Raw genomic sequence first — 16,077 nt, 5'->3', positions numbered from 1 at the left:
ATTCTCTATTCTCTATTCTCATAATTAGAACTTTAATACTTTAATCCCTTTACCTTTAATTTTCTCAGTAAAATTCAGACATAAAAAAAGCGCCGTTAGGCGCTTTTTTCATTCAAATTAACGATTAAGCAAATTTGAAGTCAATATGTTCAACTAAAGTTTTGAACGCGTGGCGTTGCATAGCTTGAACACGTACTTTAACTTCTTTACCATCGATAACTAGAGTTAAATCTGTGTTGTAGAAATCGTCATTCAATTGAATGTTAACGATATCTTTTTGAGCCATTTTGATTGAGATAGGCTCTTTACCTGGACCGTAGATTACAGCAGGAACTAAATTCGCATGACGTAGGCGGCGGCTCGAACCTTTCCCGATTTCAGTACGGATTTCAGCTTGGATAGTGTAAGACATGTGTTTCTCACTTAATAAAAATAAATAAATTGATGTTGTTATTTTCGACCAATAACAACTCGTGCTTGTTTAATACATATGCTGGTTACACAAAAGTTGGTATTTGAACCAAATCGATTGATTAAACTAAAGCTAATTAAACCAAAGCGCGCGGATTCTAACACAGCTCATTAAGCTCAACAAGTTATTAGCATTGATTTCATACCATTCGCTCTGTTCACTAAGCCTAAAAAACGCATAGTTGCATGACTAATAGGTACTTTACTTAATACTTGAACCAATACTTTGATTATTAATGACAGAAATGAAATTTTACCAACTTCTGACCGGGCCACAATCCACATGGATAAAACCAGAACGTGGATAATAACCTACACCGCCGAGTTCTAAAGAGCGTGCAGCATCACGTAATGTTTTAAGCTCTACTCCAGGGATGGCAAGATCCATCGCCATGCCTTTCATATGATAGCTTTTTTTAGCCACTCCGTTACTTTTCGAAGCTAACATATTGTTAGTCACCGGAGAACGATAGCCTGAGATAACATGCACTTCATCAGTGTTGCCAATGGCTTGTTGTAAATTATAAACAAACTCATAAAGACGTTTATCCATAGGAGCTGATTGGTTTTGTCGATGATCACGAAGTACTTTACTAAATAAAGATAAAGTCTCCTGGTTGTATTCGCCTTCAGCCCAGAACTGTCCTTGTTCGCGCTCGCCAGTGTGACGATTATAAAAACTCAACTCCCTAAAACCTTGGGTTGAACGACTTGCTTGAGCTGGGGTTGAAAACATTGATGCGACTGCAACACCACTTAAACCTAACAATACTTGCCGACGGGCAGGACAAACTAAAGACATTAACTCACCACTTTCTAATAATATAAACCTGTGTGTTTTTTACACAACTGAAAGGGAAGTTAAACGGAAAGGAAGGCAATAGCAAGCGATCAAGTCGACAAAATCAGCTTAATTTATGTACATGTTAGTAAGTTATAATCAGGTCAATCACTTATCGAGAGGCACTTTGAAGTCTAGATGTTGAATTATTCGCCACTATTGTTTGTTTGGTGTTGTTCAAATGATAAATATCATTACGGTACTGAGCGAGGTTATCGTCATCTACCCAAGCATTCCAATAAACAAAATGAATCGGAACTGTTTGAGATAAAGAAAACCACTGGGTTTTGCTGGCATCTGTTTGCATGCGCTGCCAAGTTCGTTTATCGATAACGACGTTGCTTGCAAACCACTCCGCAAGCTCTTGGATTTTTTCAATCCTGACACAACCAGATGAAAGCGCTCTATCATCTTCTGCGAATAAATTTTTATCGGGCGTATCATGCAAATAGATATTCAAATCATTCTTGAAATGAAACTTATAGCGACCTAAAGCATTAATCTCCCCAGGTCGCTGCACTAAACGATAAGGAAATGGTTCAGTCCTTACAACTTCTTGCCATTCTTGTGGGGTTTTATTCACCTTAGTACCAGTGACATCAAATACATCAAACTGCCTATCGCTGATATAACTGCCGTCTTCGGCGACCTTAGGCAAGATGTCACGGCGCATGAGTTTTTTTGGTACTGTCCAAGTCGGGTTAATGACAATGTTCGATATCTGCCCTTTCATTACTGGGGTTCTTCGATACGAACGCCCCACTATGACTCTTGAAGTTAAGGCAACTTGACTGTCACTAACAAGTATCATTTCAAATGCAGGAATGTTGACTAATAGGTATTGCTCGCCTAAGTCGCTTTTATAACTGGTTTTATCGACAAAATTAGCGGCAAGTAATTCAGCTCGTTGCATTGGTGTTTGATTCAACCAGTGCAAGGTTTGTGGGCCAATAACAGAATCAGGCTTTAGACCGTGACGCGACTGAAACTTTGCGACAGCTAGGGCAATAGTATTATCGAAAATATATTGTGTTTCTGAGCGAGAAGACAAATCGCCCAAAAGCCAAAGTCGCTGGGAAATAGCGCTAATCGTTTTATGGCTGTCACCTGGGCGCAATAACCCTCCGGGTTGGATGCTGGCCCATTCGTGCTTAGTATTAAGCCACATCAATCGTCGGATATGATTAAGCACACTTAAATAGTCTTCAGCATTGGGTTCCAAAGCAAAGGTTTTACGTTTTAACGAGGCATTATTCGCTAATTTATCATAAGAAAGAGCAACCCCACGCTGATGCCAGAATTCAGCAATGTCAGCTTGAATAGCATCAATATACTCAAATTTCTCGGCCTCACTATGACCTTTTAAAATAGCCAAATACTGCTGTCTGTCAGCGGTAGGTTCAACTAACGAAATTAACATCACATGTTGGGCGAGTGTTTTATAGGTAGCTTGATTTTCAGAAGAGGCTTTAGCAGGCAAACTCAACAGAAGTGACATCATAAACAACATGGCGAAACCTAAACGCCAACAACGCAATACTTTCATTCAGCCCCTCCTCTTTCAAACGAATATATTCAGTATGGCAAAAAATTATCAACCTTGTGTTACAGACAGTGTTAAGTCGTTACAAGTTACTACGAAAGGTGGATGAATTTAGCGCAACTACATAAACAAGGAGCCACTAAACATATAATTGCCCTTAAGAAACTAGGAATGCTTTAGCAGAACTGATATAAACATGCCCCGCAAAAATATTTTATCTATTTATCGCAGTAGTTTTATGAATAAGAAACAACTTGTACAAACCATGGCATCTGACATGGGTATTTCACAATCTCTAACTAAACCACAATTAGAGCAGATCCTATTACAGCTTCATAAAGCCTTAACAGAAGGTGAGAAAGTGTATTTACCACAATTTGGCACCTTTGAACTTCGTTACCATTTAGCAAAAAATGGCCGTAATCCAAAAACAGGTGAGAGCATAGAAATTCCTGGCTTCAATCAACCTAGCTTTAAACCTGCTCCTGCATTTAAAAAACACATCAACAGCTAATTTAATATTTCTAGCGCTGCACGACTTGTTTAAACAAAAAGCCTTTGGCTGAGAAAATCAACCAAAGGCTTTTTTGTATTCTAAAAACGGCTTTAATACCCAAAACAAAAACTTGTGACATGCACTTGTAAAATGAATGGCTATATTAGGCTGTGCGCTTAACCTTGGCTAAATAGCCCAAGAATACAATCACAAAAATAGAATCCAACGTGATAGTTAATAAAGATTTTTCAATATATTGAGCGCCAAACATAACGATTAGAGAAATAAATGCGACTTTACTTGTGCTAGCAAGCACCAACGCTAAATTTCGATATATGGGTCGAAATGCGCCATAAATGAGCAAGGCTCCGATCATAAAAATAAGAAAGCCCCAACTTCTAACAACAACCTGAGCTAAAGGTTCTGTAAGCGATTCTCCAAACATACTGATAAGCGCTTCTTGGGGAGCAAATACTGCAAAGATCATTGAGCAAGTCAGCCCACCAGCAACAATCATTATCCATTTCATATAATCAATCGAGGTCAAATTAACTCCTTACAATCCATGTTAGTTAACGTTAACGCTTACTAAGAATATCAGCTTAAAGTCGATGCACGGTTATACCGTATCAACAATGCATAACCTGAGTCGCTGATAATACTCATGTAAATTATTTTTGATGTACATCAAAATGATGAGTTACTAGACTTCCTCAGTGCGTATTTATCTCTACGCGTAACGTTATTATCAGTATTTATCTGCCTATGTTAATAAAAATGATAAAACCACTGAGTAACGTCTATGAGTTACGTCTAAATCAGCCTTAAATTCATATCTGGGTAATTTACGGGTTTTTCTTTAGCTCATTTGTTAGAATCCCCCATTATTTTGGCAGCCGCATTGTTGCTACACTTTGAGTGACTACGCTAAACGCCCCTCAAAGCATGAAAGTTTGACTAAATTAAAGGCAAGATATGACCGTTCTTCTAATGACTCCACCGATGACTCAGCTAAATACGCCCTACCCGGCAACCGCGTATTTAACTGGTTTTTTACGCTCACGTGGCTATGAGGCGGTGCAGAGAGATCCTGCGATTGAACTTTTTTTAGAGATGATGACAGCTCCAGCCCTTGATATCATCCGCCAGCATGTAGAAGAAAACTACCAGCACTTTGAAGACGATGAACTGCCTGAAGTTATTTTTAATTTCCTCGCTGAATTTGACCGCTACCACTTAGCTGTTGAACCTGCGATTCGCTTTTTACAGGGTAAAGATCCAAGCCTTGCTATGCGGATTAATTCACGTCGATTTTTACCTGAAGGACCAGCTTTTGATACGATTGCACAGATGGAAGCCGTGTCTGGTGATGTATTACAAGCCGCTTTTGGTAACCTAGGGGTACAAGATAAAGCGAAGTATTTAGCCACGCTATTTATCAATGACTTATCAAACGTCATTACTCAAGGGGTAGATCCTTATTTTGAAGTCAGCCGTTATGGTGAGCAATTAGCCGCAGCTAACCCAAGTTTCGATAACCTCTACGATACTTTGATGGGTGAATCGAGCTTCAGCTCAGATATATTAGAACAATTAGTCGAGCAGTACTTAGAAGAAACTCAGCCTAGCGTTGTCGCGCTGACAGTGCCTTTCCCCGGCAATATGCTCGGCGCATTACGTATTGCGCAAACCTGTAAAAGTATTAACCCAAGTATTCCTATCATCATTGGCGGCGGCTTTATCAACACAGAACTTCGCGCGCTAAAAGATCCTCGAGTATTTGAATTCATCGACTTTATCTGTCTTGATGATGGCGAGCGACCGTTAATCACCTTATTGGAATACTTCCAAGGGGAACGAGAGATTGACGACTTAGTGCGTACTTATTTCCTTGCTGAAGATGAAAATGGTGCTCCCTACGTTCACTTTAATGAAAACAAAGAGCTGCACGATATACCGCAAACTGATGTTGGCGCGCCAATATACGATGGTTTGCCATTAGGCGAGTACTTATCTTTGTGTGAAATGCTTAACCCTATGCATCGCATTTGGAGTGATGGCCGCTGGAATAAACTCACTATCGCTCACGGTTGTTACTGGCGTAAATGCAGCTTCTGCGATGTCAGCTTAGATTATATCGACCGTTACGACGCCGCAGGCGCTGACGTTCTCGTTGACAGAATTGAGCAACTCATCCAAGAAACGGGGGAAACTGGTTTTCACTTTGTTGATGAAGCCCTGCCACCAAAAGTGTTGTTCTCATTGGCCAAGCGATTGATTGAACGTAATGTAGTGATTAGTTGGTGGGGTAATATTCGTTTTGAAAGAACCTTCAGCCAAGCGCGCTGTCAATTACTTGCAGACTCTGGTTGTATCGCTGTCAGCGGTGGCCTTGAGGTTGCATCCGATCGCTTATTAAAACTGATGAAAAAAGGCGTGAGCGTTGAGCGTGTGGCTCATGTGACTAAAGCCTTTAGTGATGCAGGTATTTTGGTACATGCTTACTTGATGTATGGTTTTCCAACGCAAACCGAGCAAGAAACCATTGATTCCCTTGAAATGGTACGCCAGATGATGGCTCAAGGCTGTTTCCAATCAGCTTACTGGCATCGCTTTGTTGCCACAGTACATAGTCCTATAGGCATGAACCCTGAACAGTTCGGTATTACTCTTGCTGAACGTCCTGACATTCTTTTCGCTGAAAACGATGTCGACTTTACCGATCCAACGGGTACCGACCACCCAATGCTTGGTGAAGGCCTTCGCAAAGCCATTTATAACTATATGCACGGCATTGGTTTTGAACAGCCGATGAGTTTTTGGTTTGATCAGCCAGTTAAACCGACACAAATGAATAAAGACCTAATACTAACTGCTATCAATAATTTCATTGCCAGTAATGAAGAGTAGCCAACACTGTTGAGCCATTTCCATTAAAATTATCAAATTGTAATTTTAAGTACACGTAACTGTACTTTGTTGGTTTCTCAAAAAATAAACTGTAAACAGCACTCAATAAATTAGAGTTGAGTGCTTCCGATATGAATAAATATCTAGTATATATAGCTCAATCAAAAACAAGAGCATTCTGAAAACATCCTTCGACCTAGCGCAAATCAAGCCTACCTTCTATTCAATGAATAGTGGCCTTTTTTTGAAAGTTAGTTAAAAATTGAGGCTGATAATTTCAATTTCGGTAGTTTAAACAGAGGGAAATTAAGGGCCCTATAGTTCAATAGATTACTTTTAAATTACATTCTCCTCCAACTCAAATAACCTTCTAAAAAATAAAAAACTTACTTAGGTACACTTAGCGTATTCAACACATCACTACGATCAACATTGGGTTTTATTTCAGCTAAATGATAAGTAAAATCTCGTGCGTTCATACCAAATTGACTGTTTAACTGAGTTAAACTTGCCTCTCTCGCCAGTAGGAAAGTGACTAATTGGTTATCGTTTGCCAAAATAGCTGCATGTAATGGTGGTAAACCACTCATAACACTTTCATTATTCACAGATGTACCGGCCTTGATAAAAGCATCTAAATAAATATATTTAACATCCTCATGAATACTATAAAGAGAAGCAATACCGCCTCTTGACTCAAAGTCCTTTATGTCTAAATCTGACAATCTCAGATTCAATAAAACAAAATTGCATAGATTACCGGGGATATATAACCCTCCCTCATCTGCACCGCAAGCAGCTAAATCTTCGATATTCCTCGTCATCAAAGTATAACCAGCCCCAGTAAGGTAAAGCAGAAGAGTAGCGAGAAAGAATATTAACAGCTTGGACCTCATCTTCACCCCCACACTATCTTGCTTTCAAATTTAAGAGCTAATAAACCAAAGTACCTCACTTCATTTTTTGCAATACCTAGCTCGTGCATCTCAAGAACAGAGCTAAAACTGGCAGCTAATTGTTTAATAACAACGTCATACACTTTAATTTGCATTAAATCCTTAGTCGTCGCGTGCTTAAACCAATGTTTAAGTGCCTTACGACCAAATGTTACCAATACTTTCTTTACGCCACTCTGGGGTTTCATAAGTGTTCCGAATAATGCATCAACAAACCCAAGTGCATACGAAGCATCTACAGCTTCAAGTAATAAGGCTTGCGCAAAACCTCTGATTTCATCAGTAATGACCAATCGGCCCACTAGATCATGCTTCTTACTGAATATGAATTTCAAAATAGTAACTGTCTGTTCATCGTCAAATATTAGTTCTGATGCTTTAAAACGTCGTAAATGTATTCCTTTACTCACAATGTTTTCCTGTTATTAAACATTTCAAAACCATAACAAGCGGCACAATATTAAACAATTATCATTTATAATGTAATTTTATGATGCGACAACAAAATATGGGGTACACCGATTTAACATTTTGAGTACATCCAATTTATCAAGGTAATCTACCTCATTTAATGCAATATAATTTATTGGAAATGTTCAAAATATTTGAAAAATCTATCTTTTTACGCTTCAAAATATAACTAACGCATTCACAAAAAAATGCAACCAATCTAAAGTATTATTAAATGGTGATTTAATTTCCTATTCAATATTTAATAATGAAACGATCCATTTTTGTAAAGTGTCTTCATTGTATCTGGGATGCCACGCTGCAATCACATCAAAGCTATTTGGTGACTCTTCAAGTTCAATAGTGACAACATCTAACCCTTTGATAGCTCTAGACGGTAAAAACGCGATTGAGTCTGTTGTATTAAGATACATTGGCACAATGGAAAAACACGGAGATGACACCACTACATTGCGTTTTAAGCCAAAAATTGAGAACCATTCATCAATTGAACCTTTAAAATTAGGCCTTGATGGAGATGCGATAATGGTTGGAAATTCAGCCACTTCAGCTAATGTTGGCGTTAATTGGGCTATCGATGAATGGGTCGATGTCACGCAAACATGATGCTCTTCAAATAATTTAACGACCTTGTAGCTCTCAGGAATATAGTCAGGGAATGCCACTGCTAAGTTAACTTTGCCGCTTTCCATCAACTCATGTAGTTTATCTAATTCGAAATCTCGAATGATCAGCTTTAAATTTGGAGCTTGTTGTCTTATTTTGGCAATCAAACTAGGTAAGATAATTTGTTGAGCATAATCTGTCGCAGCAATAACGAAAGTGCCTTTGGCCTTCTCTGGTGAAAAATCTTTAGCTGACAATAACGAGTTAAAATCTATAAGCAGTCTATCTACGCCTATAGCGAGTTCTTCCGCAAATGGAGTTGGCACAAAGCCATTGGTCTTTCTCACAAATAACCTGTCATCAAACACGTCTCGTAGCTTTTTCAAATGCTCGCTTACAGCTTGCTGAGTTAACCCCAGCTGATTAGCAGCTTTAGAAGCGTTCTCTTCACGAATTAATGCCTGAAACACTCTAAGTTGTTTCATATCTAAACGGTCTAATTTACTCATGCTAACCACCTTCAAAGCTTGATAATGGTAGCAGTCTATCACTTCACAATAAAAAATTGTAACACCTACAAATAACATTTGTTTCCGCTTGTTTTGATTCCTACCTAAGATACATCCATCGAAACAAACACAGGTTAAGGATCAAATATGAAAACAGTTATTTTAATCGGCGCACTAGGTAAAATGGGACAGGCTGCACTAACAGGGCTTGGCAATCACAAGGTTATTACCGCTGGTCGTTCGGGCGATGTTGATCATATTGTCGACATCACAGATGAACAATCAATTGAGTCACTTTACGAAAAAGTAGGCCACTTTGATGCTGTAGTGAATACTGTCGGGTTTTGTGAATATGAAACCTTTGAGGCAATGACTGAGTCTCAATGGTTAACAACCATAATGAGCAAAATGATGGGACAGATTAACTTAGTCCGAATTGGTCAGAAATATATTGCTGATGGCGGCTCATTTACGCTTATCAGTGGCATATTAAACATGAAGCCAATTCCGTTTGCCATTGCAGATGCGACCACCAGCGGCGCCATAGACACTTTCGTAAAATGTGTTGCCCATGAGATGCCAAGAAATACCCGCATTAATGTGGTAAACCCAACCGTGTTAGCTGAGGCGTGGGAAGTGTACGGTGAAATGATGCCAGGGTTTGAGCCCGTACCTGGAAGATTAGTCGGTAAAGCTTTTGAGCGCTCAGTAGATGGTTTCATCAATGGTGAAGTTATCATCGTAGACGCCTAGTCACCATGAAGTCTGTCTAAAACGACAAATGGCTTCTAACGTGCAGTTATAAAGATGTACCCTTGCAATTTTTGAACATAAATAAGCCCCGACTAATATCGAGGCTTATTCTTTTAATAAAAGAAAAATGATATCCGAGGCCAGATTTGAACTGGCACGCCCGATTTTAAAACGACGAGGGATTTTTTCTTTCTTCAATTACTCAAATTTCAGATATAAAAAAGCCCCGACTAATGTCGAGGCTGTTTTATGATGGTACCCGAGGCCAGACTTGAACTGGCACGCCTATTAAGCGAGGGATTTTAAATCCCTTGTGTCTACCGATTCCACCACTCGGGCAAACTCTGGTAACTCGTCGTAACGCGTTACAAAATTTGATATTCAACGAAGCAATCGGTTGCCGCCGCTGATGTGGTGCATACTTTACTGATTTTTCAGATAGGATCAATAAAAAAATGAAACTTATTGTTTGAATGCCCATTTTACAATCAAATAGCACGAAAACACGGCATTAAAGCACCATTTAACGCCAAGTCTTTATAACTAATCCTTTAAGGCGTCGTTAACTCGGCATTTAAGTTCAGGGAGTAATTGCTCTGAAAACCATGGATTTTTTGCTAACCAAATATTATTTCTCGGACTCGGATGCGGTAATGGTATCAATGACCGAGGATAATCAGCCCAGTTTCTAACCGTTTGCGTTAATGATTGTGTAGCTGTACCTAAATGATAGTCTTGCGCATACTTTCCAATCACTATCGTAAGCTGTACTTGCTTAAGTTCGGCAAGCAGGCGTTCACGCCAAGTTGCGGCACAAATTTTTAATGGCGGCAAATCTCCACTTTTACCTTTTCCTGGGTAGCAAAACCCCATGGGAAGAATGGCCACTTGTTCAGGATCGTAAAAAACCGTTTTATCTATCCCAAGCCACAGTCTTAGGCGCTCACCACTGGCGTCATCAAATGGCACACCTGACTGATGGACCGCAAGACCAGGAGCTTGACCAGCTATCAGCAACTTAGCATTAGCGTGCAACTGTACAACAGGATTAACACCATGGGTAAGCGAAGACTGGCATAACTGGCATTGTTTTACCTTGGCAATTAAGACGTTCAATTCCGCTTGGCTCATTCGCTCTCCTTGTCCCAGTATATTGCTCAGTGCTATTGGTTCAGTGCTATTGGCTCAGTACTATTTCCACATTGCTTCTTTACAGGGTTCTATGTGCGCAGTACTTTCAGACAGTATTTTTACAGAGAACTATTTGCTAAGTACTATGCTTAAGCTTACTGACTCAGACTCTCTTCTAGTGCCTTTAACTGCTGATATATTTGGTCAAATCTTGGTCTTAATACGCTATTGTGTTCCAAGCATTGCTGAGACAATACAGAGAGTGCTTTAAAGCAATCTGACGCCGATGATTTACCAAGCTCAATTTGTTGGCCTAACAAGTCATCTAGCATATTACCAAAGGCTCTGACTTCAATACTTTGCATCATATTTGCTTGCCTAGAACTGAGCAACGACAAGTCAGTTGCTGCGCCAAAGTCACCAAATAGCATATTTCCTTCTATATCAATCATAGTGTTATGGGCATATATATCCCCATGACTGACTTTATTTTGATGTAAATGAGACAATGCTGCAGCCATGCTCCGCATCACTTTTACAATGTGTTCGAGCGATATGTCCATACCATCTGAAAAAGTATCTCTAGTACAAGTCACTAAAGAAGGTGGTAAGCCTAGATTATAGAAATATGCCGGTATAAGCTCCATGACGAGACCCAAATGATCTGGCTCTGAGATTTGCGCTAGTACTTTAATCAAATTCGGGTGATGCCCCGCACTCAAACAGCAATGTAACTCGTCTTTTGGGTAGCCATCTGACGTCACATCCCCTCTGAACATTTTAACTGCGACGCTTGAATACTCTTTATCAATACTCTTTTTGTTTTCTATAACCTGCTGTTGTGTCGTTTGTTGCCAATTAGCTTGATAGATAACACCTGACGCCCCTTGCCCAAGCTGTTCACCTAGTTGCAGTTCAGTCATTTGGGCATATGGGAACGTATCATGAGACACATGACTATCGGTAACTGGGTTGCCACTAAAAGCTAGCCACGCTAAATTAGGTAGCGATAACAGCCAATCAGGAATTACGCTTAAATTGTTGGCTGAAATTCGTAATAATTCTAGCTCTTTACAATTAGCCATTGTGGCAGGTAAAGCGTTAATTTTATTCCCAGCTAAGGCACATTTCTTTAAGCGATGTAAATCACCAATTGAGCTAGGTAACTGAGAAATCTTATTATCAGTTAAAATTAGCCAACGTGTATCAATCGGCAAACAGTTTTCGGCAACTGTATTGATCTGGTTAGCTTTAAAGCCAATCATCTCAAGTTTTGGGCACTGGGCAATGATTGCAGGCACTTCAGTAAAACAGTTAAACGAAAGAAATAAAATCTTCAATTCAGACAATTGTGCAAACTCATCTGGTAAACAACTTAAGCGGTTGTTAGAAAGGTCGAGCACTTCAAGGGTATCTGCAAAAGCCAACACTTCTAAAGGAAACTCGGTTAATTGTTCAGCTATTTGTATTCTTTTGAGTTGTGTATCGTTTAATTCGCCTGATGTTAGCTGTGCCAGTGTGTGCAAATGACCTTCCTGAATAGTTATTTGATGTAAATTTCGCACATGATAAGTCATCGCCAAGCACAAGTTAAGACAACATATTAACGCAAACCAAAAACTGACCTGTCGGCGTAAACAAAATCAACGTCATACTGTCATTTAAGCCAATCTTAGCGCAAAATATTATTATGAAGATCAAACGAACACCAAAGGCCATCAATGAGTGAATTAACCCCTATAAGCTTTTTCAGCCGCTTTGAAGACGATATTTTATCTGGCGCTAAAACAATTACTTTACGAGATGAATCAGAGTCTCATTTCAAAGTGGGTGAAACCTTGTCAGTTTCAACCTTTGAAGATGAGCGTTGGTTCTGCAATATCAAGGTCTTATCAGTCACTAAAGTCGCGTTTCATCACTTAACTGAAGACCATGCTGAACAAGAAAACATGTCATTGGAGTTTCTGAAATCATTGATTCAAGAAGTTTACCCAGGCGTCGAAGAGTTATTTGAAATCAAGTTCCAGTTGCTAAACTGATCTTAACATTGAGTTTCGTTTTTATTTGCTGATGAAACTACGGTTCAATTAGGATATAACTATCAGTAATTAAAAGAAAAGTAATTTAACGGAAAGGATTGCCGACATTGCATTATTTAAGCTTAATTTTTTTATGGCCAATTTACTTACTCCAGGCTATTTGGGTAAAAAAAACCACACTAAAACTGCCTGAACCTAAAGGGTTACGTGAAGGTATTGTCCGGCTAAATAATGCTGATGATTCACAATTAAGCATAGATACTGAAGTCGTTTCCAGTTCAGAGCCCAATACATTATCGATATTGGTTATTGGTGATTCTGCGGCCGCCGGGGTTGGGGTTGAAACTCAGCAACAAGCCCTAACAGGCCAAACAGTTCAAGCCCTTACCGCGTTAACGAGTCAACAAACCACGATTACGGATCAACAAACAGGGCCGGCAACGCAAGCTAGCTATCACAAACTCAAATGGCGGTTAATTGCTAAAAGCGGATACAGCACTAAGAATTGCTTAAACAAACTCAACCATATATTAAGTCAAGCTCATCAAATTAGTGCCGATACTGTGATTATTTCTTTAGGTGTGAACGACGTTTTAAGCCCTATTTCAGCCAAAACTTGGATTAGCCAACAGCAGCAATTATGTGAGCTGCTTTATACATCATTAGGCTGCAGCCAAATTATTATCACCAGTGTTCCACCTATGTCAGCCTTCCCCGCTTTACCCCAGCCTTTTAGGTGGTTTCTTGGTAGTAGATCCAATGAGTTTAATCATGCTTTAACCCAGTGGATTGACCATAGCTCACTCCCATGTGAGCAATTAGATATGCGGGAATCATTGTCTAACGAAACCATGGCAGAAGATGGATTTCACCCCAGTGCAGAAATCTATCAACACTGGGGGAAAATGGCTGCTAGGTTAATTCAGTTGAATACACAAGCTAAAGCTAATCACACCTCAGCGAATACCGTTCAGAATAAAACTAGCGACCGATAAAGCGGCCTGTTTTTATCTAACCAATTACTCTACACAAGGGTTACTCTAAACAAGAGTTATTCTAGGCGGATGTTATTCTAAGCGGATGTTATTCTAGAGAACAGTTATTCTAAACAACAGTGAGTACAATCTTGCCTACATGATGCTTTTCCTGAAACACTTGTTGGGCAGTGGCAATGTCAGCTAAGGAAAATGTGTCAGCCACAATTGGTTTTATTTTTCCAGACTCAATCGTTGCAACTAAGTTCGAAAATACTTCAGGCTCTAAAACCGTGCATCCAAAGAAGCTCAAATCCTTTAAATAAAGGGTTCTTACATCAAGTTCAACTAGTGCGCCGCCAATGGCACCTGAAACTGCGTAGCGGCCACCAGGCTTTTAACACATCAATTAACTGCGGCCATTGCTTACCAGCAACTAAATCAATCACCACATTAACGCTATTTCCCCCCAAGGTTCCAACTAAGTTCGCATCTATTGGCAATACTTTGTTGGATGGGTAAATAAGTTGTGATTTGAGTCAAACTTCATTTGTATTATTATACGTCAAATGTAATATTTAGCGTTATATTGTCCATAAGCAATAACGATAATCACAGGTATTATTCATATAAGTGCACAGGTGCTTATAAATGAAATGCCGACACCATTTACTAAAACTCTCACAGATAATAAGAAGTAGGAATGTAGTTACCATGAAAAAATTATCAGTAATTCCTTTAACGATCCTTGTGTCAGGCTTTTTGACGGCATGTGCATCGACCACTGAACCATCGATTAATCCATATCCTGACGCTACAGGCGAACGAACCCCACCAGCAGATTACGCACAATTCTCAAACATTCTGTCAGCATCAAAATTGCAAATTTCAACGCCTAACTCAAAACCTGGTAGCAAGTATGAACTTGCTAGAGACAGTAATTTTAGCGGTATCGTTAACGAACACTTCTATGTTGATAAAGGTTCTAGTGCACTCGTGATGAACATGGAAGGTTATAAATTACGTAATGAACTTCGCGTTATTGAAAACTTCAAATCTGATAGTCCAAACACTTTCTATCATCTTTCAGCTGAATTGATGCCGATTAACCCACGTGATTCAGTAAAAGACAGCCCATCTAAAAATGATGCTATGACCTTTTTACAAGTACACAATAAAGGCACATTTGATGACGGTAAGCACGGCGTTGGGTACATCCCCCACCCACTATTACGTTTAGTATATGAAGCTGATCGCAAAGGGGTTAAAGATCATTATTGGGCCATCATTAAAAACAATAATGTAAATTGCAGTAAAGATAGCGGTAACCGTGAATCTTCAGCCTGTAAAAATGCTTACGTTCGCTTTGATTTAGGCGCTTACGATCCTAACGCCCCAACCAAGTTCGATATTATTGTCGGTGATTCAAAATTAGTGATTAACAGAGACGGTGAAAATCAAGTCACACATGACATCACTTACTGGAAAGAAATGCTTAATTACTTCAAAGCGGGCGTTTATAACCAATTTGAGAACGGTAAAAGTGAGGCTCATTTCTATCAGCTAGATTATAAGATCGAGCAAAAATAATTGTAGAGTCTTGTAAAACTGAACGTTAATCAATCAGAGTTAGCTGGCAAAAACACCCACCAGCTAATTCTCATTTTATATAAATGAACTCATCGTCCTACCATTGATACTTACAGCATAACCCTCGCCATAAATCACAAATGCTTCAGCCCTTTTGGGTAGAAATTTTCAAACCACTTTTACAAATGCCTAAATTAATATTGATTAACAAAACCTTTACTCGACTGCCCGCTCATCATTATTGTATTTGTATAAATGGAATTTTAAGCTGTTGAAAGGGAGTTAACTCAATGGATTTAATCGCAGACCTATTATTTTATCTAAATCTAACATCTTCAAAAGAACTGCCTAAATCGATGCAGCAATCGAAAACCCTAACCGTTATGGTCATCATCGGATTGTGTCTGTTTTTGGGGTTCACAGCATTCTTATTTTACATGGCAGGAAAGCAGTAAATAAATTAGCGCGCTCGATTTTAAAACGACGAGGGATTTTTTCTTTCTTCAAATACTCAAATTTCAGATACAAAAAAAACCAGTTAACATTAAGAGTGTTGAGGCTTTTTCGCATAATACTAAATCATATTTCAGCTCTTCATGGAAGAATATGGTACACGAGGTCAGACTTGAACTGGCACGCCCGATTTTAAAACGACGAGGGATTTTTTCTTTCTTCAAATACTCAAATTTTGGACACAAAAAAGCCCCAACTTTCGTTGAGGCTTTTATGCACCATACTTACGTATGTAAGTTTCTTGTAACAAGAATATGGTACCCGAGGCCAGACT

General features: G+C 39.2%; 16 protein-coding genes, 1 tRNA gene and 1 pseudogene. 7 read left to right on the top strand and 11 right to left on the bottom strand.

Annotated features, from left to right (window positions below; all coding sequences use genetic code 11):
* Positions 1–124: 124 nt before the first annotated feature.
* From rplY to AB4153_RS19575, 3 genes are all read right to left on the bottom strand, one after another.
* A complete protein-coding gene (gene rplY / locus AB4153_RS19585; RefSeq protein ID WP_102527108.1) occupies positions 125–412 on the bottom strand; it encodes a 50S ribosomal protein L25 in 288 nt (95 codons plus the stop codon).
* Between the two features lie 312 nt (positions 413–724).
* Positions 725–1,273: a DUF882 domain-containing protein gene (locus AB4153_RS19580; RefSeq protein WP_102527109.1), complete on the bottom strand. Its 549-nt coding sequence runs from the start codon at positions 1,271–1,273 to the stop codon at positions 725–727.
* Between the two features lie 151 nt (positions 1,274–1,424).
* Positions 1,425–2,858, bottom strand: a complete 1,434-nt coding sequence (locus tag AB4153_RS19575) for a murein L,D-transpeptidase (protein ID WP_371998444.1) — start codon at positions 2,856–2,858, stop codon at positions 1,425–1,427.
* 235 nt (positions 2,859–3,093) lie between these two features.
* Between AB4153_RS19575 and AB4153_RS19570 the strand changes: the two genes are divergently transcribed.
* Positions 3,094–3,369, top strand: a complete 276-nt coding sequence (locus tag AB4153_RS19570; RefSeq protein ID WP_368501625.1) for an HU family DNA-binding protein — start codon at positions 3,094–3,096, stop codon at positions 3,367–3,369.
* A gap of 145 nt (positions 3,370–3,514) precedes the next feature.
* On the opposite strand, the gene AB4153_RS19565 is transcribed toward AB4153_RS19570, so the two are convergent.
* Entirely contained in the window at positions 3,515–3,898 is a 384-nt protein-coding gene (locus tag AB4153_RS19565) for a hypothetical protein (protein ID WP_303517432.1), read from the bottom strand.
* A 428-nt stretch (positions 3,899–4,326) separates the two neighbouring features.
* On the opposite strand from AB4153_RS19565, the gene AB4153_RS19560 reads away from it, so the two are divergent.
* Entirely contained in the window at positions 4,327–6,261 is a 1,935-nt protein-coding gene (locus tag AB4153_RS19560) for a radical SAM protein (RefSeq protein WP_371998443.1), read from the top strand.
* A 386-nt stretch (positions 6,262–6,647) separates the two neighbouring features.
* Here the strand turns inward: AB4153_RS19560 and AB4153_RS19555 are convergent, their stop codons facing one another.
* The 3 genes from AB4153_RS19555 to AB4153_RS19545 form a co-directional block, all read right to left on the bottom strand.
* On the bottom strand, positions 6,648–7,085 hold the full coding sequence (locus tag AB4153_RS19555) for a hypothetical protein (protein WP_371998442.1): 438 nt from the start codon (positions 7,083–7,085) through the stop codon (positions 6,648–6,650).
* Between the two features lie 74 nt (positions 7,086–7,159).
* Entirely contained in the window at positions 7,160–7,627 is a 468-nt protein-coding gene (locus tag AB4153_RS19550) for a hypothetical protein (protein ID WP_371998441.1), read from the bottom strand.
* Positions 7,628–7,918: 291 nt separating this feature from the next.
* The gene (locus AB4153_RS19545; protein ID WP_371998440.1) at positions 7,919–8,803 is read right to left on the bottom strand and encodes a LysR family transcriptional regulator; all 885 of its coding nucleotides are present in this window, start codon (positions 8,801–8,803) and stop codon (positions 7,919–7,921) included.
* Positions 8,804–8,950: 147 nt separating this feature from the next.
* Between AB4153_RS19545 and AB4153_RS19540 the strand changes: the two genes are divergently transcribed.
* Positions 8,951–9,556: a short chain dehydrogenase gene (locus AB4153_RS19540; RefSeq protein WP_153915988.1), complete on the top strand. Its 606-nt coding sequence runs from the start codon at positions 8,951–8,953 to the stop codon at positions 9,554–9,556.
* 253 nt (positions 9,557–9,809) lie between these two features.
* On the opposite strand, the gene AB4153_RS19535 is transcribed toward AB4153_RS19540, so the two are convergent.
* From AB4153_RS19535 to AB4153_RS19525, 3 genes are all read right to left on the bottom strand, one after another.
* Positions 9,810–9,895 (bottom strand) — tRNA-Leu (locus AB4153_RS19535).
* A gap of 204 nt (positions 9,896–10,099) precedes the next feature.
* On the bottom strand, positions 10,100–10,687 hold the full coding sequence (locus AB4153_RS19530; RefSeq protein WP_229369983.1) for a uracil-DNA glycosylase family protein: 588 nt from the start codon (positions 10,685–10,687) through the stop codon (positions 10,100–10,102).
* A gap of 155 nt (positions 10,688–10,842) precedes the next feature.
* On the bottom strand, positions 10,843–12,213 hold the full coding sequence (locus AB4153_RS19525) for a leucine-rich repeat-containing protein kinase family protein (protein ID WP_371998439.1): 1,371 nt from the start codon (positions 12,211–12,213) through the stop codon (positions 10,843–10,845).
* A gap of 195 nt (positions 12,214–12,408) precedes the next feature.
* Here AB4153_RS19525 and yqfB point away from each other — a divergent pair, with 195 nt between their 5' ends.
* Both yqfB and AB4153_RS19515 read left to right on the top strand, forming a co-directional pair.
* Entirely contained in the window at positions 12,409–12,726 is a 318-nt protein-coding gene (gene yqfB, locus AB4153_RS19520) for a N(4)-acetylcytidine aminohydrolase (RefSeq protein ID WP_102527116.1), read from the top strand.
* Positions 12,727–12,824: 98 nt separating this feature from the next.
* Positions 12,825–13,721: an SGNH/GDSL hydrolase family protein gene (locus AB4153_RS19515; RefSeq protein WP_371998438.1), complete on the top strand. Its 897-nt coding sequence runs from the start codon at positions 12,825–12,827 to the stop codon at positions 13,719–13,721.
* 109 nt (positions 13,722–13,830) lie between these two features.
* Here AB4153_RS19515 and AB4153_RS19510 read toward each other — a convergent pair.
* Positions 13,831–14,194: pseudogene (locus AB4153_RS19510) on the bottom strand (zinc-binding dehydrogenase); the annotation flags it as partial.
* A 220-nt stretch (positions 14,195–14,414) separates the two neighbouring features.
* Here AB4153_RS19510 and AB4153_RS19505 point away from each other — a divergent pair.
* Together AB4153_RS19505 and AB4153_RS19500 are read left to right on the top strand one after the other, a co-directional pair.
* Positions 14,415–15,290, top strand: coding sequence for a polysaccharide lyase family 7 protein (locus tag AB4153_RS19505; RefSeq protein ID WP_371998437.1), 876 nt, complete (start codon positions 14,415–14,417; stop codon positions 15,288–15,290).
* Between the two features lie 290 nt (positions 15,291–15,580).
* Positions 15,581–15,745 (top strand): hypothetical protein, encoded by a 165-nt coding sequence (locus AB4153_RS19500; RefSeq protein ID WP_229369991.1) that lies wholly within the window; start codon positions 15,581–15,583, stop codon positions 15,743–15,745.
* Positions 15,746–16,077 lie beyond the last annotated feature (332 nt).

Origin of the sequence: Shewanella sp. 10N.286.52.E4 (genome assembly GCF_041468785.1) — a bacterium.
In the GTDB taxonomy this organism is placed as follows: domain Bacteria; phylum Pseudomonadota; class Gammaproteobacteria; order Enterobacterales; family Shewanellaceae; genus Shewanella; species Shewanella electrodiphila.
Note: the sequence above shows the minus strand (reverse complement) of the source record. Positions and strands in the feature narration are given on the sequence as shown.

Excerpts from the sequence above, each read along its gene's own strand:
- AB4153_RS19545 (WP_371998440.1), bottom strand. The coding sequence starts at position 8,803 with ATGAGTAAATTAGACCGTTTAGATATGAAACAACTTAGAGTGTTTCAG.
- AB4153_RS19570 (WP_368501625.1), top strand. The coding sequence starts at position 3,094 with ATGAATAAGAAACAACTTGTACAAACCATGGCATCTGACATGGGTATT.
- yqfB (WP_102527116.1), top strand. The coding sequence starts at position 12,409 with ATGAGTGAATTAACCCCTATAAGCTTTTTCAGCCGCTTTGAAGACGAT.
- AB4153_RS19560 (WP_371998443.1), top strand. The coding sequence starts at position 4,327 with ATGACCGTTCTTCTAATGACTCCACCGATGACTCAGCTAAATACGCCC.
- AB4153_RS19530 (WP_229369983.1), bottom strand. The coding sequence starts at position 10,687 with ATGAGCCAAGCGGAATTGAACGTCTTAATTGCCAAGGTAAAACAATGC.
- AB4153_RS19540 (WP_153915988.1), top strand. The coding sequence starts at position 8,951 with ATGAAAACAGTTATTTTAATCGGCGCACTAGGTAAAATGGGACAGGCT.
- rplY (WP_102527108.1), bottom strand. The coding sequence starts at position 412 with ATGTCTTACACTATCCAAGCTGAAATCCGTACTGAAATCGGGAAAGGT.
- AB4153_RS19505 (WP_371998437.1), top strand. The coding sequence starts at position 14,415 with ATGAAAAAATTATCAGTAATTCCTTTAACGATCCTTGTGTCAGGCTTT.
- AB4153_RS19575 (WP_371998444.1), bottom strand. The coding sequence starts at position 2,858 with ATGAAAGTATTGCGTTGTTGGCGTTTAGGTTTCGCCATGTTGTTTATG.
- AB4153_RS19580 (WP_102527109.1), bottom strand. The coding sequence starts at position 1,273 with ATGTCTTTAGTTTGTCCTGCCCGTCGGCAAGTATTGTTAGGTTTAAGT.
- AB4153_RS19555 (WP_371998442.1), bottom strand. The coding sequence starts at position 7,085 with ATGACGAGGAATATCGAAGATTTAGCTGCTTGCGGTGCAGATGAGGGA.
- AB4153_RS19500 (WP_229369991.1), top strand. The coding sequence starts at position 15,581 with ATGGATTTAATCGCAGACCTATTATTTTATCTAAATCTAACATCTTCA.